Source organism: Rhizobium sp. Pop5 (assembly GCF_024721175.1).
Taxonomy (GTDB): Bacteria; Pseudomonadota; Alphaproteobacteria; order Rhizobiales; family Rhizobiaceae; genus Rhizobium.
Map to the genome: position 1 here is coordinate 4094868 of NZ_CP099399.1, position 24425 is coordinate 4119292.

Below are 24425 nucleotides of genomic sequence, written 5' to 3' on the forward strand. Positions count from 1 at the left end.
CCGTATGAGTAATGCGATGCGCACGCCCGCAGGGGCCATAAATGTGGAAAGATATCAGGGGGCGGTGGCCGAGGGACGTTTCCGGCGTCTCTGGAACGCCAATGCTCCCGGCTATCTCTTCCTTCTCCCGTGGCTTATCGGCTTTTTCGGGCTGACACTCGGGCCGGCCCTGATTTCGCTCTATCTCTCCTTCACCGACTTCGACATGCTTCAGTCGCCGCGGTGGGTTGGAGCTGCGAATTACGTGCGCATCGCCACGGCGGATCCGAAATTTTCGGCCGCCATGCACGTCACCCTGACCTATGTGGTCTTCTCGGTGCCGTTCAAACTGACCTTTGCCTTGCTCGTCGCCATGGCGCTGAACCGCGGTCTGCGCGGCTTGCCGATCTATCGCGCCATCTTCTATCTCCCCTCATTGCTCGGCGGCAGCGTGGCGATCGCCGTGCTCTGGCGGCAGCTTTTCGCCAGCGACGGCCTCGTCAATGCCGCGCTCTCGCATTTCGGCATCGAGGGTCCGAGCTGGATCTCGCATCCGAGCTATTCGATCTACACGCTGGTGGCTTTGTCCGTCTGGCAGTTCGGCTCGCCGATGATCATCTTCCTGGCCGGCCTGCGTCAGATTCCGCAGGATATGTACGAGGCCGCGAGCCTCGACGGCGCTTCGAAATTCCGGCAATTCTACAAGATCACGCTGCCGCTTCTGACGCCGGTGATCTTCTTCAACGCCGTCGTCCAGACGATCGAAGCCTTCAAGGCATTCACGCCGGCCTTCATCATATCAGGCGGCACGGGCGGTCCGATCAACTCGACGCTCTTTTATACGCTCTACCTCTACCAGGAAGCCTTCGGCAATTTCCGAATGGGCTACGCCTCGGCGCTCGCCTGGATCCTGGTGGTGATCATCGCGATCTTCACTGCCTTCTCCTTCCTAAGCTCGCGTTATTGGGTGCACTACGATGACTGAGATGACCGCTTCCGTCACTGCGGCCAGGCCGCCATCCGATATCACCAAACGCAGTCTGCCGGCGTCGCTCATCATCCACGCGCTGCTGATCGCCGCTTCGCTTCTCATGCTCTACCCGCTGCTGTGGATGGTTTCGGCATCGGTCAGGCCGGAAAACGAGATATTCTCGTCGACCTCGCTCATCCCGTCGTCGATCGATTTCTCCTCATATGCGCGCGGTTGGGTCGGCCTCGATGTCAGCTTCGGCCGGTTCTTCTGGAATTCGCTCGTCATCTCGCTGCTGGTGGTGACGGGCAATGTCATCGCCTGTTCGCTGACGGCCTTCGCCTTTGCGCGGCTTCGTTTTGCCGGCCGGAACTTCTGGTTCGCGATCATGCTCGGCACGCTGATGATCCCCTATCACGTGACGCTGATCCCGCAATATGTGCTCTTCCTCAACCTCGGTTGGGTCAACACCATCCTGCCGCTCGTCGTGCCGAAGTTCCTGGCAAGCGACGCCTTTTTCATCTTCCTGATGGTGCAGTTCTTCCGCGGCATCCCGCGCGAATTGGACGAGGCGGCGATGATGGATGGCTGCAGCGCCTGGCGCATATACTGGAAGATCATGCTGCCGCTGTCGCTGCCGGTCCTGGCGACGGCCGCCATCTTCTCCTTCATCTGGACCTGGGACGATTTCTTCGGTCCGCTGATCTACCTGAACGACATGAACACCTACACGATCCAGCTCGGTCTGCGCACCTTCGTGGATTCCACAAGCGCATCGGACTGGGGCGGTCTGTTCGCCATGTCGACCCTGACCCTCGTGCCGGTATTCTTCTTCTTCCTGTTCTTCCAGCGCCTGCTGATCGAGGGCATCGCCACGACGGGCATGAAACGCTGATGGCGGCAACGGGAAAGAGTGACATGAGCATCAAGACGGTCGCGATCGTCGGCTGCGGCATCGGCCGCTCCCACATCGTCGAAGGCTACCTGCCGCATTCCGACAAGTTCAAGGTCGTGGCGATCTGCGACCTGAACGAGCAGCGCCTGGCTGACGTCGGCGACGAGTTCGGCATCGAGCGCCGCACAACGTCCTTTGCGGAGCTCTTGGCCGACGACACGATCGACATCATCGATATCTGCACCCCTCCGGGCGTCCATCTCGAACAGGTGGTCGCCGCACTCGCTGCTGGCAAACATGTCGTTTGCGAAAAGCCGCTGACGGGGTCGCTCGCCGCCGTCGATACGATCATGGAAGCCGAAAAGACCGCCAGGGGCGTGCTGATGCCGATCTTCCAGTACCGCTACGGCGACGGCATCCAGAAGGCCAAGCGGATCATCGATGCCGGTATCGCCGGCAAAGCCTATACCGGCTCGGTCGAAACTTTCTGGCTGCGCAAGCCCGAATATTACGCCGTGCCCTGGCGCGGCAAATGGGCGACGGAGCTTGGCGGCGTGCTCGTCACCCATGCGCTGCACCTGCACGATATGCTGATGCATCTGATGGGGCCGGCAGCAAGGGTCTTCGGCCGCGTCGCCACCCGCGTCAACGATATCGAGGTCGAGGATTGCGCCTCCGCCAGCCTGCTGATGGAAAACGGCGCGTTCGTCTCGCTCTCCTGCACGCTCGGTTCGCAGGAGCAGATCAGCCGGCTGAGATTGCATTTCGAGAACGTCACCTTCGAAAGCACGCATGAACCCTATACGCCGGGCAAGGATCCCTGGAAGATCATCGCCGCCAATGATGACGTGCGAGAGAAGATCGACCGGGTCGTCGGCGACTGGCAGCCGGTTGCACCGCGTTTCACCACGCAGATGGGCCAGTTCCATGCCTTCCTCAGCGGCCAGGCGCCGCTGCCGGTGACGACGAAGGATGCGCGCCGCGCGCTGGAGCTCGTCACCGCTATCTACCAGTCTTCCGACAGCGGCGCCGAAGTGCCGCTGCCGGTCGGTCCCGACAGTCCGAAATACGCCGATTGGCGCGCAAGAACGAAGTAACCGGCAAAAGAGAGGGTGTAGAGACGATGGCAACCAGTGTCGTTCTTCAGAAGGTCGAGAAGCGCTACGGCGCGATGGACGTGATCCATGGCATCGACCTGACGATCGATCCCGGCGAATTCGTCGTTTTCGTCGGCCCATCCGGCTGCGGAAAATCGACGCTTCTACGGATGATCGCCGGCCTTGAGGAGATCTCGGGAGGCGCTCTGCTGCTCGACAGCGAGCGGATGAACGAGGTGGCGCCGGCCAAGCGCGGCATCGCCATGGTCTTCCAGTCCTACGCGCTCTATCCCCACATGTCGGTTTACAAGAACCTCGCTTTCGGCCTGGAGACGGCGGGTTACAAGAAGGCCGATATCCAGCCGAAGGTAAAGCGCGCCGCCGAGATCCTGCAAATTGAGAAGCTGCTTGAGCGCAAGCCGAAGGCGCTCTCGGGCGGCCAGCGCCAGCGTGTCGCGATCGGCCGGGCGATCGTGCGCGAGCCGCGCATCTTCCTGTTCGACGAACCGTTGTCCAACCTCGATGCGGAACTGCGCGTGCAGATGCGCGTCGAGATCTCCCGCCTGCACCGGCAGCTCGGCAACACCATGATCTACGTCACACACGACCAGGTCGAAGCCATGACGATGGCCGACAAGATCGTCGTGCTGAATTCCGGCCGCATCGAGCAGGTGGGCGCGCCCCTCGATCTCTATAACAACCCGGCCAACCGCTTTGTCGCCGGCTTCATCGGCAGCCCGAAGATGAATTTCCTCAAGGCACGCATCGAGCAGGTCGGCGAGGCCGAAACCAGCATCCATGTCTGCGGCAATTCCGTCCGCCTGCCGCGCAGGCTGAAAGGCGAGGCCGGCCAGGACGTCACCTTCGGCATCCGCCCCGAGCATCTTTCGCTTGCCGGCGGTGCCATCGCGCTCTCCACCGTCAATGTCGATCTCGTCGAAAATCTCGGCGGCGCCACCATGCTCTACACCACTACGCCCGATGGCCAGCTCCTGACCATCGCGCTCGATGGCCAGCAGAAGGTCGAGCGCGGCAGCAATGTGCAGACCTTTTTCGATCCGGCCAGCTGCCACGTCTTCAACGCCACGGGTACGGCGATCTGACCGCTGCTTGACATCAGATCCCCCTCTGTCCCATCATTTCGATGACGGGGCCGATAGAACAGGAAGAATCCTGTTCTATCTTAAATAGTTAGAGCATGATGTCGTCCGAAGCCGCGCACACTTTTCGGCATCGTGCTCTGGGGGGATAAGCATGACGCCTGAGGATAGGATTCATGCGCTTGGCATCTGGCAAGGCCCGATCGAAATTTCGCCGATAGCAGGCGGCATCACCAACAGGAACTATCTGGTCAGCGATGCCGTGGCGCGGTGCGTGGTCAGGCTCGGCACCGATATTCCGATCCATCACATCAGCCGGCAGAACGAGCTTGCCGCAAGTTATGCCGCGCATGCGGCAGGCATATCGCCCGCCGTCATCCATCATTCGCCCGGCGTACTGGTGCTCGAATATATCGAAGCAAGGGCGCTTTCGCCGGAGGATGTCAGGACGCCTGACATGCTGGCCCGGGTCTTGCCCCTGGTGCGCGCCTGCCATCGCGACATTGCCCGGCATTTTCGCGGTCCGGCGATGATCTTCTGGGTCTTCCATGTCGTCCGCGATTATGCCGCAAGCCTCAAAGAATCCAGGAGCGCCTATCTCCCCCTGCTGTCGGAGCTGATCGGCAAGGCCGAGACGCTGGAAAAGGCGGCGGGACCTTTCGAGATCGCCTTCGGCCATAACGACCTGCTCGCCGCCAATTTCCTCGATGACGGCAAGCGGCTCTGGCTGATCGACTGGGACTATGCCGGCTTCAACACGCCGCTGTTCGACCTCGGCGGATTGGCCTCCAATAACGAATTTTCGGAAACGGTCGAGCGCATGATGCTGGAGACCTATTTCGACCGGCCGCTGACACCAGATCTTCGCACGCGCTACGGCGCGATGAAATCGGCCTCGCTGCTGCGCGAGACGCTCTGGAGTATGATTTCGGAAATCCATTCCACCATCGATTTCGATTATTCCACCTACACGGCCGAAAATCTCGCGCGTTTCGAGCGCGCCTATCAAGCCTTTGAACAGGATCGATAAATGACGAGACAATTACCGAAGACGGCGAAAGCCGTGGTCATCGGCGGCGGCATCATCGGCTGCTCGACAGCCTATCACCTCGGCAAGCTCGGCTGGACCGATACCGTCCTCCTGGAGCGCAAGAAGCTCACCTCGGGCACCACCTTCCATGCCGCCGGCCTCGTCGGCCAGCTGCGCACCAGCGCCAACATCACCCAGCTGCTCGGCTATTCCGTCGATCTCTACAAGCGGCTGGAAGAGGAAACCGGTCTCGGCACCGGTTGGAAGATGAACGGCGGCCTGCGCCTCGCCTGCAACGAAGAGCGCTGGACCGAGGTCAGGCGCCAGGCGACCACAGCCCAGTCATTCGGTCTCGAAATGCAATTGCTGACGCCGCAGGAGGCCTTCGATCTCTGGCCGCTGATGACGACAGACGATCTCGTCGGCGCCGCCTTCCTCCCCACGGACGGCCAGGCCAATCCCTCCGACATCACCCAGGCGCTGGCCAAGGGCGCCCGCATGTCCGGCGTTTCGATCTTCGAGGATACCGAAGTCCTCGACCTCGAAATCGACAAGGGCAAGATCCGCGCCGTCATCACGGCGCAAGGCCGCATCGAATGCGAGCGCGTCGTCGTCTGCGCCGGCCAGTGGACGCGCGCCTTCGCCAGCCGCTTCGGTGTCAACGTACCGCTCGTCTCCGTCGAGCATCAATATATCATCACCGAATCCTTCGGCGTGCCCTCCAACCTGCCGACGCTGCGCGATCCCGATCGCCTGACCTATTACAAGGAGGAGGTCGGCGGCATCGTCATGGGTGGCTACGAGCCGAACCCAGTTGCCTGGGCGGAAAAAGGAATTCCGGAAGGATTCCACTATACGCTGCTCGACAGCAGGTTCGATCATTTCGAGCAGATCATGGAACAGGCGCTCGGCCGCGTTCCGGCGCTGGAGAATGTCGGCGTCAAGCAGCTTTTGAACGGTCCGGAAAGCTTCACCCCCGACGGTAATTTCATTCTCGGCGAGGCGCCGGAGCTGAAGAACTTCTTCGTCGGCGCCGGTTTCAACGCCTTCGGCATCGCGTCCGCCGGCGGTGCCGGCATGGCGCTCGCCGAATGGGTGACGAAGGGCGAGCCGCCCTACGATCTCTGGCCAGTCGACATCCGCCGTTTCGGACGCCCGCATTTCGATACCGACTGGGTGCGCACGCGCACGCTCGAAGCCTATGGCAAACACTACACCATGGCTTGGCCTCTCGAGGAACATTCAAGCGGCCGCCCTTGCCGCAAGTCGCCGCTCTATGACCGGCTGAAGGCGCAAGGTGCCTGCTTCGGCGAAAAACTCGGCTGGGAGAGGCCGAACTGGTTTGCCGATCTCTTCGCCAACGAAGAGCCGAGGGATGTCTACAGCTACGCCAGGCAGAACTGGTTCGGGGCTGTCGGCCGTGAGCACAGAGCGGTGCGCGAAGCGGCCGTTATTTTCGACCAGACCTCATTCGCCAAATTCGTGCTGAAGGGCAGGGATGCCGAGGCGGTCCTCTCCTGGATCGCCTCCAACGATGTCGCAAGGCCCGTGGGATCGCTGATCTACACCCAGATGCTGAACGACAAGGGCGGCATCGAATGCGATGTGACGGTCGCGCGCATCGCCGAGAACGAATATTACATCGTCACCGGCACCGGCTTCGCCACGCATGACTTCAACTGGATCGCACGCAATATTCCGGCGGACATGCATGCCGAGCTGGTCGACGTCACGTCAGCCTATTCCGTGCTGTCGCTGATGGGGCCGAATTCGCGCGCCGTGCTGGAGAAGGTGACCGGCAGCGACGTCTCGAACGCGGCCTTCCCCTTCGGCCAGGTCAGGACTATCGGCATATCGGGCTGCCCGGTGCGGGCGCTGCGCATCACCTATGTCGGTGAACTCGGCTACGAACTGCATATCCCGGTCGAATATGCGACGACGGTCTATGACGTGCTGATGGCCGCGGGCGGCGAATTCGGCCTCGTCAATGCCGGCTACCGTGCCATCGAGAGCTGCCGCCTGGAAAAAGGCTATCGCGCCTGGGGCTCAGATGTCGGTCCGGACCATACGCCCGTCGAAGCCGGCCTCGGATGGGCGGTGAAGATGCGCAAGAACATTCCCTTCCGCGGCCGCGAGGCGATCGAGCGACAGCTTGCGGGCGGCGTGAAAAAGCGTCTCGCCTGCTTCGTTCCCGACGATCCCGATACCGTTCTGCTCGGCCGCGAAACGATCTATCGCGACGGCAAGCGTGTCGGCTGGCTGTCGAGCGGAGGTTTCGGCTATACGCTCGGCAAACCGATCGGCTACGGCTACGTCCGCAACGCCGATGGCGTGACGGAGGATTTCGTGCTCTCCGGCACCTATGAGCTCGATGTCGCCAGGGAACGCATTCCCTGCAAAGTGTCGCTGTCGCCGCTATACGATCCCGATATGGCGCGGGTGAAGGTGTGAGGTGACTCAAGGAGAAGGCGTGCCGTGGCCGCCTTCTCTTTTGCCCGAAGGGCTCCAATCCTCAGAACAACGGCAAACGGTCGTCCTGGATCAGGATCTCCAACTTGTCGGAAACATCCTGCGTCCACGCCCGATGTCCAGTCAAAGCTGATGGGAAGAGGCCTGGAAGGGTGAAGAGAGCCGCCGAGATCGCCGGGCCGGTGCGGGGCACATCTGCAATCAAAGCGGCGATTTCTGCGGCGCGGGGATCGCGCAGCTCATAGCGCTCGCCATTGCCGCGCTCGCCGATAGCATAGCGCATCCAAGCCGCAACGGCGATCGCATAGGTTTCCGCCCGGTCGCCATGCGCCAGAGCCTCGCAGGCCGGCTCCAGCAGCCGTTGCGGCAGTTTCTGCGTGCCATCCATGGCGATCTGATAGGTGCGGTGCGCGATCGCCTTGTTTGCAAAGCGTGCTATCAATTCGCTGGCGTAGTCGTCGAGGTTGATGCCGGGCACAGCATCGAGCGTTCGCGCCGCCGCATGCATGTGGCGGTAGGCAAGAGCCGCCAGGCCGGCATCGTCCATGACGTCGCGGATGAATTCATAGCCGCCGATATAACCGAGATAGGCAAGCAGCGAGTGGGCGCCGTTCAGCATCCGGAGCTTCATCTTTTCGTAGGCCGAGACTTCTTCGACCATCAGCGCGCCGTGTATCTTTTCCCAAGCCGGCCGACCATTGACGAAATGGTCTTCGATGACCCACTGCGTAAAGGGCTCCGTCTCGATCGCCGCCATGTCGGTGCGGCCCGTCAGCCGCTCGGCATCGGCATAGGTCGCCTCGGTGCTTGCCGGCGTGATGCGGTCGACCATCGTGGAGGGGAAGGGCACGTTCGTTTCGATCCAGCGATGCAGCTCGGGATCGATCCGGGAGGTGAATTCCAGCACGAGCCGCTTCAGGACCGCGCCGTTGCTCGGCAGGTTGTCGCAGCTCAGCGGCGTGAAGGGCGAGATGCCCTTCTGCCGGCGGCGTGCGAGGCCTTCGACGAGATAGCCGATGACGCCGCGCGGCGCATGCCGGTTGGCGAGGTCGGCGACGATATCGGGGTGCTTCAGGTCGAGGCCGCCCGTCGCAGGATCGAAACCATAGGCCTTTTCCGTCACCGTCATGCTGACGATGCGGATATCCGGGTCTTCGAGCCGCGCCAGCAGGCCGGCCGGATCGCGTGTCGCCACATGCGCCCGCAGGACGGGGCCAATCACCTGCGCCGTCGTGCCCGACGTATCGCGGATGAGCATCGTATAGAGGCCGTTCTGCTCATTGAGGTGATCGGCGACATCGGCAGTGCGCAGGCTCGCCACCTCGATTCCCCAGTCTCCGCCGCCAACGGCAAGCGCCGCATCGGTAAAGGGCGCGAAATGGGCGCGGAAAAAGGCGCCAGGCCCAAGATGCAGGATGCCGCTTTTCAGCCGGCTGCGGTCATAGGCGGGCAGCTTCGCCGTCGAGGCGAGGCCGGTAAGGGATTGGAGTCGTTCCGTCACAGTTTATAGGCCTTCTTCGCATTGCCATAGGAGAGCTCGCCCGCCACGATCTCGGCCTCCCGCTTGGAAATCCGGTGCTCGGCGGCGAGTTGAGCGAGGAAACGGCAGACTTCGCGCCGCCAGACGTCATGCCGCGCAGGGATCGAAAGCAGCGCGCGTGTATCGTCGTTGAAACCCGCCATATTGGCAAAACCGGCCGTCTCCACCACCTGGTCGAGATAGCGGCGAATGCCGAGCGGGCTGTCGTGGAACCACCAGGGCGGGCCGATCATCAGGCAGGGCCAGTGGCCGACCATTGGTGCCATCTCGCGGGCATAGGTCGTCTCGTCGAGCGTGAAGAGCAGCACGCGCAGGCCCGGCGCGTGACCATATTTGGAAAGCAGCGCATTCAGGCCGCCGACCCAATCCGTCGATGTCGGGATATCGGCACCCATATTGGGGCCGCGCGCTGCAAAGAGCGTGCGGTCGGTATTGCGCCTCGAGCCGGCATGGATCTGCATCACCATGCCGTCTTCGGCCGAAAGGCCGGCCATCTCGGTCATCATCTGGCCGCGGAAGAGTTCGGCCTCCCCAGGGGAAAGCGGACCTTTCAGCGCTTTGTCGAGCAGCGCCTGCTTTTCCGTGAGGGGCAGATCCGATGTAAAGGGGGTCGGCACGCCGTGATCGGTCGCAGTCGCGCCGAACTGGCGGAAATAGGCGCGCCTGCGCCGATGCGCCTCGATCAGGCCGCCCCAGCGCGCTACATCAGTGCCGGTGATCTCTCCAAATTTGAGGAGATTGTCGCGGAAGCCGACGGCGTCAGGATCGGTGACGCTGTCCGGCCGGTAGGTGGTGCGCACTTTGCCGATCCAGCCGTCCGCCGCCATCTTCTGGTGATGCACGAGTGGGTCGAGCGCGCCTTCCGTTGTCGCGATCGTTTCGATGCCGAATCGCTGATGCAGCGCCCGCGGGCGAAATTCGGGAAGGGCGAGCTGGGCATTGATGTGATCGTAGAGCGCATCGGCATTCTCGGCCGTCAGCGGCTCAGTGCAGCCGAGTACGGCCGACATCGCGTGGTCGACCCAGAGGCTCGATGGTGTCCCGCGGAAAAGATGGTAATGCGCAGCAAAGGTCCGCCAGATCGCGCGCCCCGTTGCAACAGGCTTGCCGTCGAGCCTGGGCACGCCGAGATCGTCCAATGTGACGCCGACGCTGTGCAGCATGCGGAAGAGATAGTGATCGGGAATGACCAGCAGCGAGGCCGCGTCTTCGAACGGCTTGTCGTCGGCGAACCAGGACGGTTCGGTATGCCCGTGCGGGCTGACGATCGGAAGGTTACGCACCGTCTCGTAGAGGTCCCGCGCGACGCTCCGTGTTGCCGGATCGGCCGGAAAGAGCCGGTCCGGATGAAGAAAGCCATTCCCTACATCCATCAGTATTCCTCCCTGATCGATAAGGGCCTACCCCACAACATCAGGCACGGCAAGGTCTTTCAGTAACCAAACGGTACAGTTTTGCGATAGCCTCGCCCGCCATTGAAAGCATTGACGACGCGGCCCATTTCCGCTTTGGGAGAACCATCTGTTCTGCCGGTTCCGGCAAAGGAGGATCGATGTCCGACGAGACGAACCGCATCACCCGGCTGGAAGAAATGCTGGCCCACCAGGCAAAGACGATCGAGGAGCTTTCCGATCAGCTCGCCGAACAATGGAAGACAGTCGAGCAGATGCGCACCAAGCTCGATTGGCTCACCGAACGTTTCCTGTCACTCGAGGAGCAGTCGCTGGATGCGCCAGCGATCACCCGCCCACCGCACTATTGACCACACGCGGCGCAATGCCGCGTGCAGCCGATACTTCCTGCACTGTCTGACGGCGGATCAGACGCTGCCGATGCAGAGATATTTCATTTCAAGATAGTCGTCGGCGCCGTGGCGCGAGCCCTCGCGGCCAAGGCCGGATTGCTTGATGCCGCCGAAAGGCGCCGTCTCGGACGACATCAGGCCGGTATTGATGCCAATCATGCCGTATTCCAGCGCTTCCGCCACCCGCCAGACCTTCTTCAGGTCGCCGGCATAGAAATAGGCGGCAAGACCGAATTCCGTATCGTTGGCCTGGGCGATGACATCCTCGACCGTCTCGAAACGGAAGAGCGGCGCCACCGGCCCGAAGGTTTCCTCGCGCGCCACCTTCATGCCGCGGGCAACGCCGGTCAGTACCGTCGGCGCAAAGAAGGTGCCGGCACCGTCGATACGCTTGCCGCCGGTTAGCACCTTGGCGCCCTTGGCAAGCGCGTCGCTGACATGGTCTTCCACTTTGGCAAGACCCTGCTCGTCGATCAGCGGCCCGATCACGACGCCCGCCTTGAAACCGTCGCCGACCGACATCTCGGCGACCTTCGCGGCAAGCTTGGCGGCAAAAGCGTCATAGACGTTGGACTGGACATAAAGACGGTTGGCGCAAACGCAGGTCTGGCCGGCGTTGCGATATTTCGACGCGATCGCGCCTTCGACGGCGGCGTCGAGATCGGCATCGTCAAAGACGATGAAAGGCGCATTGCCGCCGAGCTCCAGGCTCACCTTCTTGATCTGGTCGGCGCACTGGCGCATCAGGATACGGCCGACCTCGGTCGAGCCGGTGAAGCTGATCTTGCGCACCTTTTCGTTGCCGCAAAGCTCGCGGCCGATCGCCGGACCGTCGGTCCCGACGATGACGTTGAAGACGCCTGAGGGAAGGCCGGCCTGTTCGGCGAGCACCGCAAGTGCAATCGCGGTCAGCGGTGTCTGTTCGGCGGGCTTCGAAACAACAGTGCAACCGACGGCGAGTGCGGGGGCGATCTTGCGGGTGATCATCGCCGCCGGGAAATTCCACGGCGTGATCGTGCCGACGACGCCGACCGGCTGTTTGATGACGATCATGCGCTTGTCGTCGGACGGCGCGGGAATCGTCTCGCCGTAGATGCGCTTGGCCTCCTCCGCATACCACTCGATATAGGCGGCGGCATAGAGGATCTCTCCGCGCGCCTCCGCGAAGGGCTTGCCCATCTCGGCAGTCAGGATCGCGGCGAGCTCGTCGGCATTGGCGACCATCAGGTCGAACCATTTGCGCAGGATGGCGCTCCGCTCCTTGGCCGGGCGGGCGGCCCAGGCCGGCTGGGCGGAATGGGCCGCATCGATCGCCGTTCGAGTCTCAGCAGCGCCCATGTCGGGCAACGATGCGAGCAGCTCACCGGTTGCCGGGTTCAACACGTCGAAGGTCTTCGTGGCATTGCCGGATGTCCAGACACCGTTGATATAGCCTGTGGCGCGCAGGAGGGGTGAAGAGAAGGGAACGTGCTTCGTCAGTGCGGTGGTGAAAGCCATGTCATATCCTCATTGGAAATGAGGCTGCCGGTTGGCCGGCAGCCATGAATGCGGTTTCGGCGCGGTCACTTGCCCGCAGTTGCCTCCAGCATCGAGGCTTCCAGAATGTCGAGCGCCTCGCCGAGGATCTCGTCCTGGATGGTGATCGGCGCGAGGAAGCGGATGACGTTGCCGTGGACGCCGCAGGTGAGCAGGATCAGTCCCTTGTCGAGAGCGATTAGCCGCACCCGGTTGGCGAATTCGGCGCTCGGCAGTCCAGTCGCCCTGTCGTTGAACTCGACGGCGTTCATGAAGCCCGGCCCGCGGATATCGACGATCTCCGACACCTTCTCGCGCAGCGATTCCAGCCGCTGCTTCAGCCGGCCGCCGAGCTGGTTGGCACGGTTGCAGAGATCCTCGTCGGCGATAACGTCGAGGACGGCATGGGCGGCCGCGATGCCGAGCGGATTGCCGCCATAGGTGCCGCCGAGCCCGCCCGGTCCCGGCGCGTCCATGATCGCGGCGCGGCCGGTGACGGCGGCAAGCGGAAAGCCGCCGGCAAGGCTCTTTGCCATCGTGGTCAGATCGGGCGCCACCTCGTGATGATCCATCGCGAACATCTTGCCGGTGCGGGCAAAACCGGTCTGCACCTCGTCGGCGATCAAGAGGATGCCGTGCTGGTCGCAGAGTTCGCGCAGCGCCTTCATGAAGGCGGCGGGTGCCGGATAGAAGCCGCCTTCGCCCTGCACCGGTTCGATGATGATGGCTGCGACGCGCTGCGGGTCGACGTCGGCGGCGAAAAGCTTCTTCAGCGCCGCAAGCGACTGATCGGCGCTGACGCCGTGCAGTTCGATCGGGAAGGGAACATGGAATACATCGCCCGGCATCGCACCGAAGCCGACCTTGTAGGGCACGACCTTGCCGGTCAGCGCCATGCCCATGAAAGTGCGGCCGTGGAAGCCGCCGCCGAAGGCGATGACCGCAGAGCGGCCGGTTGCGGCGCGCGCGATCTTGACCGCGTTCTCGACTGCTTCAGCACCTGTGGTGACGAAGATCGTCTTCTTCTCGAAATTGCCGGGCACCAGCGCATTCAGCCGTTCGGCGAGGTGAACGTAGGTCTCGTAGGGCACGACCTGATGGCAGGTATGGGTGAAGCGGTCGAGCTGATCCTTGACCGCGGCAATGATCCGGGGGTGACGGTGGCCGGTGTTGAGAACGGCGATGCCGGCGGCGAAGTCGATGTAGCGGCGGCCCTCCTTGTCCCAGATTTCGGCATTCTCCGCGCGATCCGCGTAGATCTGGGTCGTCATGCCGACGCCGCGGGAAATCGCAGCATTCTTGCGGTCGGTAAGGCTTGTTCCGTTCATCGATACGCTCCTGCGCTGAAAGGGCTTGAAAACGATCTTGCATAAGTTCTGCAAGACATGTAAAAAATTCCTACATTTTTCCTGCAAGAAAACAAGGGGCATTTTTTGCTTCAAACATCATGCCTTTTGATGAATGCTCGCGGGCGATCTGAATCGAGGATATGCTGGGATGAATGATAACGGGCCTGTACGCTACAGGGTGGCGGAGGCCGCGCGGTTGGCGGGGGTTTCAGCCTCGACCTTGCGCCTCTGGGAAAGCCAGGGCCTGGTGGTTCCCGGGCGCTCCGAAACCGGCCATCGGCAATACAGCGCCGATGATGTGGCGCGCCTGAAGCGCATCTCCTGGTACCGCGTCGAACGCGGCCTCAATCCGGCGGCGATCCGCGAGGCGCTGGAGGGCGAGGAGCCTTCCGCCGATGGAATGGAAACAAGCCAGGATTCCGGTCTCGGCCGCAAGCTGCGCAGCCTGCGCCATGCGAGCGGCAAAACACTCGATCAGGTGGCCGGCGACATCGGCGTCACCTCTTCGACGCTCTCGACGCTGGAGCGGACCTCCCAGGGCGTCGGCTTCAAGACGCTGCACGATCTCGCCGATTATTACGGCACCACCGTCTCGCGTCTTTCCGGCGAGGAAAGCGAGGAGATGGGGGTGCTGGTACGCGCCGGGGAATGGCGAAACTGGCCGGAAACGACGCCAGGCGTCACGGTGCAGCTTCTTGCCGAAGGCCGCAGGATGATGGATTGCCACCGTTTCGTGCTGGCGCCGGGTGCGGCGAGCGAGGGCGCCTATCGCCATGAGGGCGAAGAATTCATGCATGTCCTGTCCGGCCGGCTCGAACTGGTGCTCGACAGTGATCAGTTCTTCGATCTCGGCCCGGGCGATTCGCTTTATTTCGAAAGCCGCCGCTACCATTCCTGGCGCAACCGCCACGACGGTGAAACCGTGCTGCTCTGGGTCAACACGCCGCCGACATTCTGAGCGGGCTCGCGTATCGGCCGGTAAATCGCAATCGAATTTCGTCCGGGAGGAGGTACGGCTCTCTCAGAGGCGGGAAAGCGGTTTCGTAACCTCTGCCTTTGCGCTATAGCGCCAAAGGAAGCATTGAAACGAAAGACAGTCTCATGGCCGCCACCATCCGTTATCACGAAGGCGATATTTCCGCGGCCGATGCGGCCCGCTATACCGGCGCGGTCGCGATCGATACCGAGACCCTGGGCCTGGTGCCGCGGCGGGATCGGCTCTGTGTCGTCCAGCTGTCGCCGGGTGACGGCACCGCCGACGTCATCCGCATCGCTGCCGGCCAGAAAGAGGCGCCCAATCTCCTCGCTTTGCTCGAAGATCCCACCCACCAGAAAATCTTCCATTACGGTCGTTTCGATATTGCCGTGCTCTTTCACACCTTCGGCGTGACGACGACGCCCGTTTTCTGCACCAAAATCGCCTCGCGGCTCTGCCGGACCTATACGGATCGCCACGGCCTCAAGGACAATCTCAAGGAAATGCTCGACGTCGATATCTCCAAGACGCAGCAATCCTCCGATTGGGCGGCCGAGACGCTGTCTCCGGCCCAACTCGAATATGCCGCGTCAGACGTGCTGTATCTGCACGCCCTGCGCGATAAGCTGACCGAGCGCTTGATCCGCGATGGCCGTTTCGACCACGCCACGGCCTGCTTCGCATTCCTGCCGACCCGCGCCAAGCTCGATCTGCTCGGTTGGGAAGAGGCCGATATCTTCGCCCATAGCTGAGCGAATTGCCTTCACTTCAGCTTTTTTAGGGCCGCGAGCGAGCGTCGTCCGCGGCCGTTAGCGATTCGTTAAGGTCTCTTTTTTAATAATTGATTCAATTTTTATGCATTCGATGACGCTGGAATTGCGTCATGCGGATAGGAGGATCTGCTGGGATGCAAGGGGCCGGATGAGCGCGGTCCTTTCATAGAGCCTGCTTTCATCGTCACTTTACGAAAGGGCATGCCATGTTGTCTCCCATTCGTGCAGCGTCCAATGCGAGCTTTTCGTCCCAAGGCCAGACTGCGGCAATCGTCTCTGGCGGTCTCGGCGGTTCGGTGGTCGCGCCCACGCCTGTCAACGCCGTCGAAGCCACCGATCTCAATTCCGCCATCGCCGGCAAGCTCAATATTCTCCTCCTGGCTGCACGTGAGCGCATGGTCGACGCCTTGTTCGATGTCATCGATGCGGCCGGCCGCTCGATCTCGCTTGATCGCGGCGAGGACGAGACCAATCTTGCCTTCGCCTCCCGGCTTGCCGACGCCATCCGGCGGCTGCCTGCCGCCAGGATCGACGAGGCCGAGCGTCAACTGATCGACCAGGGCCATAGCCTGCCGCTCAGGGTGATCGCCGAAGCCCTGAAGAACCCCACCGGGCCGGAAGCCGCCCGTATCGTCGCCTATCTTGAGATTGTCCGTAACAAGGATCGCGATCTTGTCGCTCGCGCCGTTATGCGCTCCTACGGTCAAAACGACGCTTCGCCGATGCGCACCGATGCCCGCCCGGAGATTCAGCTGCATGAGGGCAGCCTGCCCGCCACGCGCCAGCCGGTGGAAAAGCAGCCCCTGCCGGCAGAGCCGCAGACCGAGGCCGCGGCAACCGTGACAGTCGAGGAAGCGGCTATCGTCAAGGCTGTGGAGGATGCCGATCCGCAATCGCGGCCCGAAAGCCAGGCTCGATCCACTCCGGTGACGGAAACCAACACTGCTCGGGAAGATAGCGGGCCGCAGGAAGCTGACGCCCGGCAATTATTGGCACCGGAGACTGCCGCGGCAGACGATGCCGGGGAGATGGCAAAACCGCCTGCAATCCAGCCGCGCGCGGCATCCGAGAAGGTCGATCCCGTCATTCCCAGGAATTGGGCGGGAATTGTCGCCTCCATGACCGAAGAAGTCTCCGAGATGATCGTCACCATCATCCGTGAGCAGGAAGTCGAACTCCTCCCGGAAGATGTTCCCGTAGAAGCGGCGGTGGAGATCGATGCGATTCTCGATGAAGCCGTGATTAGCGACGCGACCGAGACCTTGACCAGGCAGCCGGCGGACCTTGCCGCGTCCGACGCGCGTCCGTCCGCGGCGCCTCGCCCGCTGCCGATGGATATGGAAATAGCGGCTGCGGCAACCCGTCAGCCGAAGGAAATTGCCGCGCAACCGGAAGCGATGCCGATGATCGAGCCGGTCGAGGCTTCCTATCTTCCGCTCGCGGCAAGAATGCCCGATGGCCTCCCCTATGCCCACGTGCCCTATCAGTTCGCCAAGGAAACGCTTCCGAGCGACACGGCAGGCGAAACGCACCACCGGCACCAGCATCAAGATGACGAGGCCCCCGAGGATCAGCAGCAAGCGCAGTCCGATGGCAAAGATGCCGAATCCGATGCAGAGGAGGCCGATGCCCGGCCGGCGCGCAGGGCGCCGAGGATGATCGATGCCGAGCCGTCGGCTCATCCGGCAGGCGCGGCCGCCGACCCGGTTTATGCGCTCTATCAGCGCATGGTCGGCTGGGAATGACCCTCTTCATCGCCTAAAAATGAAGAACCCGCCGGATCGCTCCGGCGGGTTCTTCAAATCAGAGGCCGTTGCGAGGCTTATTCGCCGCCGCGGTTCTTCAGGGCTGCGCCCAGAATGTCGCCGAGCGAGGCGCCCGAGTCGGACGAACCGAACTGAGCGACGGCTTCCTTCTCTTCCGCAATCTCCAGAGCCTTGATGGACAGCATGATCTTGCGGTCCTTCTTGGAGAAGTTGGTGACGCGGGCGTCGACGACCTGGCCGACCGAGAAGCGCTCAGGACGCTGCTCGTCGCGGTCGCGGGCGAGATCGGCGCGACGGATGAAGGAAGTGATGTCCTCGTGGTTGACGAGCTTCACTTCGATGCCGCCGTCGTTGATCGCGATGATTTCGCAGGAAACCACTGCGTTCTTGCGCAGGTCACCGGAAGCTGCTGCTTCACCGACCGCATCCTTGCCGAGCTGCTTGATGCCGAGCGAGATGCGTTCCTTCTCGACGTCGACATCGAGAACGACGGCCTTGACGACGTCACCCTTGTTGAACTCCTCGATGACCTGTTCGCCCGGACGGTTCCAGTCGAGGTCGGAGAGGTGCACCATGCCGTCGACATCGCCGTCGAGGCCGATGAACAGGCCGAATTCGGTCTTGTTCTTGACTTCGCCTTCGACTTCAGTGCCGGCCGGATGGCTGCGGGCGAATGCTGCCCACGGGTTTTCCAGCGTCTGCTTGAGGCCGAGCGAAATACGACGCTTGGACGGATCGACTTCGAGAACGACGACTTCGACTTCCTGGCTCGTGGACAGGATCTTGCCGGGGTGAACGTTCTTCTTCGTCCAGGACATTTCCGAAATGTGGATCAGGCCTTCGATGCCCGGCTCCAGCTCGACGAACGCACCGTAGTCGGTGATGTTCGTGACGGTACCGGAAATCTTCTTGCCTTCCGGATACTTGGCCTGGATGCCATCCCACGGATCGGACTCGAGCTGCTTCATGCCGAGCGAAATACGATGGGTTTCCTGGTTGATGCGGATGATCTGAACCTTGACCTGCTGGCCGATGTTCAGGATTTCCGACGGATGGTTCACACGGCGCCATGCCATGTCGGTGACGTGCAGCAGGCCGTCGATGCCGCCGAGGTCGACGAACGCACCGTAATCGGTGATGTTCTTGACGACGCCGTCGACAACCTGACCTTCTTCGAGGTTCTGAACGATTTCAGAACGCTGCTCGGCACGGGATTCTTCCAGAACCGTGCGGCGCGAAACCACGATGTTGCCGCGACGCTTGTCCATCTTGAGGATTTCGAAGGGCTGCGGGTTGTGCATCAGCGGTGTAACGTCGCGGATCGGACGGATGTCGACCTGCGAACGCGGCAGGAAGGCGATCGCACCGTCGAGGTCGACCGTGAAGCCACCCTTGACCTGGTTGAAGATAACGCCTTCGACGCGCTCGCCGGCTTCGAACTTGGCTTCGAGCTTGACCCAGCTTTCTTCGCGGCGAGCCTTCTCGCGCGACAGAACGGCTTCGCCGAGCGCGTTTTCGATGCGCTCAACGTAAACTTCGACTTCATCGCCAACCTTGAGCTGGCCGTCCTTGGCGCGGGCGCCGAATTCCTTGAGCGCGATGCGGCCTTCGACCTTCAGGCCGACGTCGACAACGGCGACATCCTTTTCGATGCCCGTGACGATACCCTTGGTGACATAGCCTTCGGCCAGGTCGTTCTTGGCAAAGGATTCTTCCAGAAGGGCCGCGAAATCCTCGCGAGAGGGAGTTGCTACTGACATAAAATCTCCTGTGTGGCCTTCGATAGCTTCAAGGCTCACATATGCGCCGGTTGGTTCGAGTTGAATGGGCCTGAACCCAGTCCGCCCTCTTTCACGAAGGCAATCCGGCGCTTGGACGGAATTTCAGGCTTGCTTTGCATGAGCGTCCCGCGCACGAAGCACGGAAAACCGCTTATTTAGGCATTTCGGTCCAAGGCGGCGTCGATGAACGACTTAGCAGCTTGAAACGCGGCCTCTATACTCATTTCCGACGTGTCAAGCAAGTGTGCATCGACCGCCGGTTTCATCGGGCTGTCCGCCCTATTCATATCGCGATCGTCGCGCCGCTTGACGTCTTCGAAGATCGCATCGAAATCCGCCGTCGCACCCTTGCCGAGGATTTCGTCGTAACGGCGTCTTGCGCGAACCTCCGGCGACGCGGTCACATACAGTTTCACCGGCGCATCCGGGCAGACGACCGTACCGATATCGCGCCCGTCGAGTACCGTTCCCGGCGTCTTTGCCGCAAACCTGCGCTGCGCCTCGACCAGCGCCCGGCGCACGGCCGGCATGACCGCTATCTTCGATGCGGCTTCGCCAATCTCGTGTTTGGAAAGTATATCGCGATCCAGTCCGGCGAGTTCAACCTCCAGCGCGATCTTTTCCGCCACCGCCTCGTCGTCGAGCGGTAGGCCAGCGTCGAGCAGCGCCTTAGCGGTGGCGCGATAGGTCAGGCCCGTGTCCAGATGATGAAAGCCGTATTGCTCGGCGATGCGGCGCGAAAGCGTGCCCTTGCCGGCAGCCGCCGGCCCGTCGATGGCAATTGTGAAAGTCTTAGGTGTCATGCGATCAATCCTGCGGCGGCTGGTCCATTATTCATTCGGCACGCCTTCGTAAGATCGATTCATTGCCGGGAATGCGGGCGATGCCGGAAAGATTTGCGGATTTACGGGCGGCGGCGGGCCTGGGTGCGGAGCCATGCGACATAGCGTAATCCTTTGTAAATGCGGCGTATTTCCTCCGACGTCCCGATACAAACGGCGGGATTATTCGCCCGGTTCTGCGGCTGCCGCGGCTCGTTACCATAAACGCGCCGGGCGGTCATCCGCCGGCGCGCGAAAAACCCCGCGCGGCGATCATAAAGATTGGCTTTGACATGGGAAGCCGCAGCGATTAAGGGGACCGGCTTATAAATTCCGATGGAACGCCGGCTTGAACGGCATTTGCCGAATCTCGAATTCGGCCATTCTCACGAGGCTTATAGTGGCGAAAGCGGAACTTGGAACCAAGCGCACCGATCCGGAAACCGGCAAGAAGTTCTACGACCTGAACCGGGACCCGATCGTTTCCCCTTATACCGGCAAGTCCTATCCCCTGTCCTTCTTCGAAGAAACCTCGGCGATCGCCGACGTTGCCGAAGAAGACGAGGTTGCGGAAGTCGATACCGAAAACACCGAAGTCGAACTGGTTTCGCTGGAAGACGCCGATGACGCCGCCGCCGGCGACGACATCCCCGATATGGGCGATGACGATGTTGAAATCGAAGGTGACGACGATGACGATACCTTCCTCACGCCGGACGAAGACGACGACGATGACGACATGAGCGACATCATCGGCGTGACCGGCGACGAAGACGAAGTCTGATCGGACGAATGACGGCCCGGATGACAAAAAATTTCCGGGCCGGGTTTTTTAGGCTTGCTATCTGCGAAAACCGCAAGTAATAAGCCGCCACTCCTGAGGAAACGCCCTCCGGAGTATCCCAGGACCGGCCCGCCGGACCATCTTTGATGGGGCTATAGCTCAGCTGGGAGAGCGCTTGCATGGCATGCAAGAGGTCAGCGGTTCGATCCCGCTTAGCTCCACCAGTCTACGCTCTTCGAGCTTCGGCTCGGCAAGCCGGAAGGCTTGGCCGGACGAGGGCGAGAAGGGAGCGGAGGCTGCCGCGCCGAAGTTGCGAAGCAATGTAGGCGGGCTATGATCCTTCCGTGAAATATGTCTACATTTTCCACAATGTCGAATTTTCGGATCGCTATTACGTCGGCCGACAAGCGACCTGAGGTCACGCCTGGCAAAACACAACGCCGGCGAAGTCTCTCACACCTCGAAATATGCTCCTTGGTCCCTCAAGACCTATCTTGCCTTCTCCGATGAAACGCAGGCCCTTTGCTTCGAGAAGTATCTGAAGTCGGCTTCGAGCCGGGCATTCGCAAAGAAAAGACTATAATTGCCTGATCAATTCCGGCAGACCGCTTTGCGCGGCCCGCCGGCATCGAGCCTCACATCTCGACGATGGCTGCCGTCAGCCGCCTGACCACCGGCAACACCAGCAGCAGAACGGGAAATGCGATCGCCCAGGACAGTGCCCATGTGGAGGGCCACATGGCAAGGGCAGGCGCGGTCGGGCCGTGTGCTCTCAGAATGCTGATTGCCGAGACGACGCATGTCATCAGCAGCGAGAGGATGAGCGGCATCACGATTATATTATAGCGTTTGGGGAGTTTGCCTTTGGGCATTTATGATCTCCGTAAGGTGCCGATCAGAACAGGTGCGCAGCGCCGACCGGCGGGTTGCGCGTTGATTGACGTAAACGCTTACGGAGCTTCGATCTAAAGCGACGCCGATTTTATGGCCGAAAACATGTTGCTGTTCAAGCCCGCGCCGGCCGCATTCCGGATCGCCCTCACCGAGCTTGTTGCCGCAATCGTGAGGATCCGGCTTCAGCACCTCAGCCGATGAGCAGAGCAGGACGCCGCCGTATCATCCGCACCAGACGAACCGTGACGGGGCTTGCCCTCCTCGGTTCGATCTCGTTTCTACCGGCACGACGGATGCGTCCGGTCTTCTGCTCACCGGCGATTTCAAGTCCTTCACGACATTCGGACGGATCGCAACCGCGATCCAAAACCGGTCTCAGCGGCCGTAGGTGACCTCGATGGAGGCCTTGCCGAGCGTATTGGCCCTGACGTAGAAGCCGACCATGGCGGCAGGCGCCGTATCGGGCAGTGGAAGCTTTTCGACTGACAGCGCGTAGACCGTGAACTGGTAGTGGTGCGGTTTGTCGCCGGCTGGCGGGCAAGCACCGCCATATCCCGATACGCCGAAGTCGGTGCGGCCTTCCACGACGCCGTCGGGAAGCTTCTTGTCACCGCTTGCGCCGGTGGCAATCTTCGAGACATTCGCCGGGATATTGAACACCGACCAGTGCCACCATCCCGAGCCGGTCGGAGCATCCGGATCGTAGGCCATGACGGCGAAGCTCTTGGTGCCCTCGGGAGCGCCGGACCAGGCCAGTTCGGGTGAGATGTTCTTGCCCGAGCAGCCGAAGCTGTTGAAGACCTGCTCGTCGGCCATGGGTTTGCCTGCGTTCAGATCGCTGGAGGTGAGCTTCATTTCCGCATGCGCGGTCGTGGCGCCGATAAGGGACGTTGCGAGAAGTGCTGTTATGAAACGCATGTTGCTTTCCTGCGGTTGATGATGCCGCAGAGCTATCGTCACCGGGAAAGCACGTCTGCCCCGCTATGCTCAACTTCTGTCCCGATCCGCTCAACCGGCTCGGATCCGCTGCGCACATGGCGCGGACTGACGCCGAACCGCTCCTTGAAACGCGCCGCGAATTGAGACGGCGAGTCGTAACCGACTTCGAGCGCAACCTGCGCCATGGAAAGGGTCGACATCTGAACGAGACCCAAAGCCCGGTTCATCCGGGTGTCGCTCAGGATCTCGCTGAAGCCGGTATTCTCGGCCGCGAGTTTCCGCCTGAGCGTCGCTTCACTCATATTGAACGAGCGCGCCGCATGCCGCAGCGTCCAGTCGAAGGCCGGATCGGTTTCGATCAGCTGTCTCAGACGGTCTTCGAGCCGAGGGCTTCGGCTTTGGCCCAACACCGCCCCGTATAACGCAAACCAGGTGATGAGTTCCATCAAGCGAGCCCTGGCGATGGCGCCGGGAAGCCTGGCGAGATTACCGGGCTGACAGCAATAGTCGAACAAGACAGCCGCTTCATCAGGCATGTTGGAAGAGCGCATGGGAAGGGGTGTCGACGGGATGGCGATCGAGCCCATGCGCGCATAGGCGTCCTCGAACAATTGTCTCGGAACAGAGAGCGCAATGGTCTGATACTGCTGCGGAGCCTTTGGAATGTTCTCCATCGTCAGCGGTTGATAGTCGGGCAGCAGGCCGTAGGCCCCGGTATCCAGCCGCAAGGGCTTGTCATCTGCCGCGACGATCTTCGTTCCCGATTGCACCCGTATCAACAAGGGGCTCGTATTGACGAGGCGGCGGAAACAGGCCCGTCCGCCCTGCCGGATCACGGCTCCGGTTGGAATGAGAAAATTTTGATGCTCCATACGTTCCCCTGCGATACGGGATGGCGGCTCATAAGCTCCGTCTGCCAGATCGCGGGACCGAAGCCAAGATGGCGAATAGCACAGGGTTATTCTGGCAATTCGCCAGAGCATGCTGCCCAAAAGTATGCAGCGGCTTGCGATTCCGACATGCGGAAAACCAAAGACCTAAAAGCGCGGCAAGCGAATATGGGAGATCGCGACGTGCTTTGGAATATTTCCTGTCCGTTCCATCGCCTTTGCCAATTCCTCAATGAGAGGATTTATCCTTGTTGCCGCAATCCCAGCGATTCGGCTTCAGGACCTTCAGCCAATGACCAGAGCAAGACGCCGCCGCATCATCCGTACCCGGCGAACCGTGACCGGGGTCGCCCTCGTCGGCGCGATCTCCTTTCTTGCCGGCATGACGGATGCGACCGGTCTTCTGCTGACCGGCGATTTCGTCTCCTTCATGACGGGCAACACGACGCGGGCCGCATTGGCCTTGAGCGACGGCAATCTCTATCACGCGGCAGTGCTGGTCTCGGCCATCCTCGTTTTCGTGCTCGGCAATGCGGCGGGCATCGTCATCGCGCATGTCTCTCAGCGCCGCATCTTCGTGGTGCTCGGCTGCGTCGGCCTCGTCCTGGCGCTTGCCTCCATGCTGACCATGCAGAACCTGCTCCTGGCGCGGTTCTACATGATCGTTTTCGCCATGGGCATGGTGAATGCTGCCGTCGAGCACATCGAAGGCCTGCCGATCGGCCTGACCTATGTGACCGGCGCCCTGTCGCGGTTCGGCCGCGGCATCGGCCGCTGGATCATCGGCGATCGCCGTGTCGAATGGACGATCCAGATCGTGCCCTGGGGCGGCATGGTGCTCGGTGCGATCGCCGGCGCCGTCCTGACGCGGCTGGTGGGCGGGCATGCACTCTGGCTGGTCTCCCTCTTCGCCATGGCGCTCTCGCTTGCCGCCATGCTGATCCCGCGGCCGCTCCAGCGGCGATTTAATCAGCAGATCCCGCCGAACCGATCGGTGATTGCCGGCCGGAAATAGAACCGTCGCATTCCTGTTACCGTCGAATCGGATAGGAA

The 24425-nt window shown here is 61.6% G+C and carries 21 protein-coding genes, 1 tRNA gene and 2 pseudogenes; 15 read left to right on the forward strand and 9 right to left on the reverse strand.

Features of this window, described 5'->3' with window-relative positions:
* The first annotated feature begins 4 nt into the window (after nt 1-4).
* The 6 genes from NE852_RS22185 (at nt 5) to NE852_RS22210 (ending at nt 7522) form a co-directional block, all read left to right on the forward strand.
* Nucleotides 5-964 (forward strand): carbohydrate ABC transporter permease, encoded by a 960-nt coding sequence (locus NE852_RS22185; protein WP_037175466.1) that lies wholly within the window; start codon nt 5-7, stop codon nt 962-964.
* Nucleotides 957-1844 carry a carbohydrate ABC transporter permease gene (locus NE852_RS22190; protein WP_126925108.1) on the forward strand — a complete coding sequence of 296 codons (888 nt, stop codon included), beginning with the start codon at nt 957-959 and terminating at the stop codon, nt 1842-1844. The genes NE852_RS22185 and NE852_RS22190 overlap by 8 nt, the downstream gene beginning before the upstream one ends.
* On the forward strand, nt 1844-2941 hold the full coding sequence (locus tag NE852_RS22195; protein WP_205622001.1) for a Gfo/Idh/MocA family protein: 1098 nt from the start codon (nt 1844-1846) through the stop codon (nt 2939-2941). The genes NE852_RS22190 and NE852_RS22195 overlap by 1 nt, the downstream gene beginning before the upstream one ends.
* 26 nt (nt 2942-2967) lie before the next feature.
* Nucleotides 2968-4044 (forward strand): ABC transporter ATP-binding protein, encoded by a 1077-nt coding sequence (locus NE852_RS22200; protein ID WP_008536202.1) that lies wholly within the window; start codon nt 2968-2970, stop codon nt 4042-4044.
* Nucleotides 4045-4195: 151 nt separating this feature from the next.
* On the forward strand, nt 4196-5071 hold the full coding sequence (locus NE852_RS22205) for a phosphotransferase (RefSeq protein ID WP_258156105.1): 876 nt from the start codon (nt 4196-4198) through the stop codon (nt 5069-5071).
* Nucleotides 5072-7522, forward strand: coding sequence for an FAD-dependent oxidoreductase (locus NE852_RS22210; protein ID WP_008536198.1), 2451 nt, complete (start codon nt 5072-5074; stop codon nt 7520-7522).
* 61 nt (nt 7523-7583) lie between these two features.
* Here the strand turns inward: NE852_RS22210 and NE852_RS22215 are convergent, their stop codons facing one another.
* Nucleotides 7584-9041: a mannitol dehydrogenase family protein gene (locus tag NE852_RS22215; protein ID WP_258156106.1), complete on the reverse strand. Its 1458-nt coding sequence runs from the start codon at nt 9039-9041 to the stop codon at nt 7584-7586.
* The gene (gene uxaC, locus NE852_RS22220; protein WP_258156107.1) at nt 9038-10453 is read right to left on the reverse strand and encodes a glucuronate isomerase; all 1416 of its coding nucleotides are present in this window, start codon (nt 10451-10453) and stop codon (nt 9038-9040) included. The genes NE852_RS22215 and uxaC overlap by 4 nt, the downstream gene beginning before the upstream one ends.
* 179 nt (nt 10454-10632) lie before the next feature.
* Here uxaC and NE852_RS22225 point away from each other — a divergent pair, with 179 nt between their 5' ends.
* Nucleotides 10633-10842 carry a SlyX family protein gene (locus tag NE852_RS22225; protein ID WP_008536184.1) on the forward strand — a complete coding sequence of 70 codons (210 nt, stop codon included), beginning with the start codon at nt 10633-10635 and terminating at the stop codon, nt 10840-10842.
* Between the two features lie 57 nt (nt 10843-10899).
* Here the strand turns inward: NE852_RS22225 and NE852_RS22230 are convergent, their stop codons facing one another.
* On the reverse strand, nt 10900-12381 hold the full coding sequence (locus tag NE852_RS22230; protein WP_008536181.1) for an NAD-dependent succinate-semialdehyde dehydrogenase: 1482 nt from the start codon (nt 12379-12381) through the stop codon (nt 10900-10902).
* A gap of 65 nt (nt 12382-12446) precedes the next feature.
* Complete coding sequence (locus tag NE852_RS22235; protein WP_008536179.1) at nt 12447-13727, reverse strand: 4-aminobutyrate--2-oxoglutarate transaminase; 1281 nt, start codon at nt 13725-13727, stop codon at nt 12447-12449.
* Nucleotides 13728-13896: 169 nt separating this feature from the next.
* On the opposite strand from NE852_RS22235, the gene NE852_RS22240 reads away from it, so the two are divergent.
* The 3 genes from NE852_RS22240 to NE852_RS22250 all read left to right on the forward strand — a co-directional run bounded on the left by NE852_RS22240 (nt 13897) and on the right by NE852_RS22250 (nt 17242).
* Nucleotides 13897-14706, forward strand: a complete 810-nt coding sequence (locus NE852_RS22240; RefSeq protein WP_008536177.1) for a MerR family transcriptional regulator — start codon at nt 13897-13899, stop codon at nt 14704-14706.
* Nucleotides 14707-14849: 143 nt separating this feature from the next.
* Nucleotides 14850-15476: a ribonuclease D gene (locus NE852_RS22245; protein WP_008536176.1), complete on the forward strand. Its 627-nt coding sequence runs from the start codon at nt 14850-14852 to the stop codon at nt 15474-15476.
* A gap of 227 nt (nt 15477-15703) precedes the next feature.
* Nucleotides 15704-17242 (forward strand): hypothetical protein, encoded by a 1539-nt coding sequence (locus NE852_RS22250; RefSeq protein WP_258156108.1) that lies wholly within the window; start codon nt 15704-15706, stop codon nt 17240-17242.
* 77 nt (nt 17243-17319) lie between these two features.
* On the opposite strand, the gene rpsA is transcribed toward NE852_RS22250, so the two are convergent.
* Together rpsA and cmk are read right to left on the reverse strand one after the other, a co-directional pair.
* Nucleotides 17320-19023 (reverse strand): 30S ribosomal protein S1, encoded by a 1704-nt coding sequence (rpsA, locus tag NE852_RS22255; protein ID WP_008536171.1) that lies wholly within the window; start codon nt 19021-19023, stop codon nt 17320-17322.
* Between the two features lie 176 nt (nt 19024-19199).
* A complete protein-coding gene (gene cmk / locus NE852_RS22260) occupies nt 19200-19847 on the reverse strand; it encodes a (d)CMP kinase (RefSeq protein ID WP_258156109.1) in 648 nt (215 codons plus the stop codon).
* A 418-nt stretch (nt 19848-20265) separates the two neighbouring features.
* On the opposite strand from cmk, the gene NE852_RS22265 reads away from it, so the two are divergent.
* From NE852_RS22265 to NE852_RS22275, 3 genes and pseudogenes are all read left to right on the forward strand, one after another.
* Nucleotides 20266-20649, forward strand: coding sequence for a TIGR02300 family protein (locus tag NE852_RS22265; protein WP_008536167.1), 384 nt, complete (start codon nt 20266-20268; stop codon nt 20647-20649).
* 148 nt (nt 20650-20797) lie between these two features.
* Nucleotides 20798-20873: transfer RNA gene (locus NE852_RS22270), tRNA-Ala, on the forward strand.
* A 120-nt stretch (nt 20874-20993) separates the two neighbouring features.
* Nucleotides 20994-21232 (forward strand): annotated as a pseudogene (locus NE852_RS22275) (GIY-YIG nuclease family protein).
* A 52-nt stretch (nt 21233-21284) separates the two neighbouring features.
* Here the strand turns inward: NE852_RS22275 and NE852_RS22280 are convergent.
* The gene (locus NE852_RS22280; RefSeq protein WP_008536166.1) at nt 21285-21521 is read right to left on the reverse strand and encodes a DUF2798 domain-containing protein; all 237 of its coding nucleotides are present in this window, start codon (nt 21519-21521) and stop codon (nt 21285-21287) included.
* A 219-nt stretch (nt 21522-21740) separates the two neighbouring features.
* Here NE852_RS22280 and NE852_RS22285 point away from each other — a divergent pair.
* Nucleotides 21741-21883, forward strand: a pseudogene (locus tag NE852_RS22285) (DUF1275 domain-containing protein); the annotation flags it as partial.
* 35 nt (nt 21884-21918) lie between these two features.
* Here the strand turns inward: NE852_RS22285 and NE852_RS22290 are convergent.
* Together NE852_RS22290 and NE852_RS22295 are read right to left on the reverse strand one after the other, a co-directional pair.
* Complete coding sequence (locus NE852_RS22290; RefSeq protein ID WP_008536165.1) at nt 21919-22461, reverse strand: YbhB/YbcL family Raf kinase inhibitor-like protein; 543 nt, start codon at nt 22459-22461, stop codon at nt 21919-21921.
* A 38-nt stretch (nt 22462-22499) separates the two neighbouring features.
* Entirely contained in the window at nt 22500-23354 is an 855-nt protein-coding gene (locus NE852_RS22295; RefSeq protein ID WP_008536164.1) for a helix-turn-helix transcriptional regulator, read from the reverse strand.
* A 310-nt stretch (nt 23355-23664) separates the two neighbouring features.
* Between NE852_RS22295 and NE852_RS22300 the strand changes: the two genes are divergently transcribed.
* The gene (locus NE852_RS22300; RefSeq protein ID WP_037175450.1) at nt 23665-24387 is read left to right on the forward strand and encodes a YoaK family protein; all 723 of its coding nucleotides are present in this window, start codon (nt 23665-23667) and stop codon (nt 24385-24387) included.
* Nucleotides 24388-24425: the final 38 nt, after the last annotated feature.

Bases quoted from the DNA above. Each gene is read 5' to 3' on its own strand.
- NE852_RS22185 (WP_037175466.1), top strand. From the start codon at position 5: ATGAGTAATGCGATGCGCACGCCCGCAGGGGCCATAAATGTGGAAAGA.
- NE852_RS22190 (WP_126925108.1), top strand. From the start codon at position 957: ATGACTGAGATGACCGCTTCCGTCACTGCGGCCAGGCCGCCATCCGAT.
- NE852_RS22195 (WP_205622001.1), top strand. From the start codon at position 1,844: ATGGCGGCAACGGGAAAGAGTGACATGAGCATCAAGACGGTCGCGATC.
- NE852_RS22200 (WP_008536202.1), top strand. From the start codon at position 2,968: ATGGCAACCAGTGTCGTTCTTCAGAAGGTCGAGAAGCGCTACGGCGCG.
- NE852_RS22205 (WP_258156105.1), top strand. From the start codon at position 4,196: ATGACGCCTGAGGATAGGATTCATGCGCTTGGCATCTGGCAAGGCCCG.
- NE852_RS22210 (WP_008536198.1), top strand. From the start codon at position 5,072: ATGACGAGACAATTACCGAAGACGGCGAAAGCCGTGGTCATCGGCGGC.
- uxaC (WP_258156107.1), bottom strand. From the start codon at position 10,453: ATGGATGTAGGGAATGGCTTTCTTCATCCGGACCGGCTCTTTCCGGCC.
- NE852_RS22225 (WP_008536184.1), top strand. From the start codon at position 10,633: ATGTCCGACGAGACGAACCGCATCACCCGGCTGGAAGAAATGCTGGCC.
- NE852_RS22230 (WP_008536181.1), bottom strand. From the start codon at position 12,381: ATGGCTTTCACCACCGCACTGACGAAGCACGTTCCCTTCTCTTCACCC.
- NE852_RS22235 (WP_008536179.1), bottom strand. From the start codon at position 13,727: ATGAACGGAACAAGCCTTACCGACCGCAAGAATGCTGCGATTTCCCGC.
- NE852_RS22240 (WP_008536177.1), top strand. From the start codon at position 13,897: ATGAATGATAACGGGCCTGTACGCTACAGGGTGGCGGAGGCCGCGCGG.
- NE852_RS22245 (WP_008536176.1), top strand. From the start codon at position 14,850: ATGGCCGCCACCATCCGTTATCACGAAGGCGATATTTCCGCGGCCGAT.
- NE852_RS22250 (WP_258156108.1), top strand. From the start codon at position 15,704: ATGTTGTCTCCCATTCGTGCAGCGTCCAATGCGAGCTTTTCGTCCCAA.
- rpsA (WP_008536171.1), bottom strand. From the start codon at position 19,023: ATGTCAGTAGCAACTCCCTCTCGCGAGGATTTCGCGGCCCTTCTGGAA.
- cmk (WP_258156109.1), bottom strand. From the start codon at position 19,847: ATGACACCTAAGACTTTCACAATTGCCATCGACGGGCCGGCGGCTGCC.
- NE852_RS22280 (WP_008536166.1), bottom strand. From the start codon at position 21,521: ATGCCCAAAGGCAAACTCCCCAAACGCTATAATATAATCGTGATGCCG.
- NE852_RS22290 (WP_008536165.1), bottom strand. From the start codon at position 22,461: ATGCGTTTCATAACAGCACTTCTCGCAACGTCCCTTATCGGCGCCACG.
- NE852_RS22295 (WP_008536164.1), bottom strand. From the start codon at position 23,354: ATGGAGCATCAAAATTTTCTCATTCCAACCGGAGCCGTGATCCGGCAG.
- NE852_RS22300 (WP_037175450.1), top strand. From the start codon at position 23,665: ATGACCAGAGCAAGACGCCGCCGCATCATCCGTACCCGGCGAACCGTG.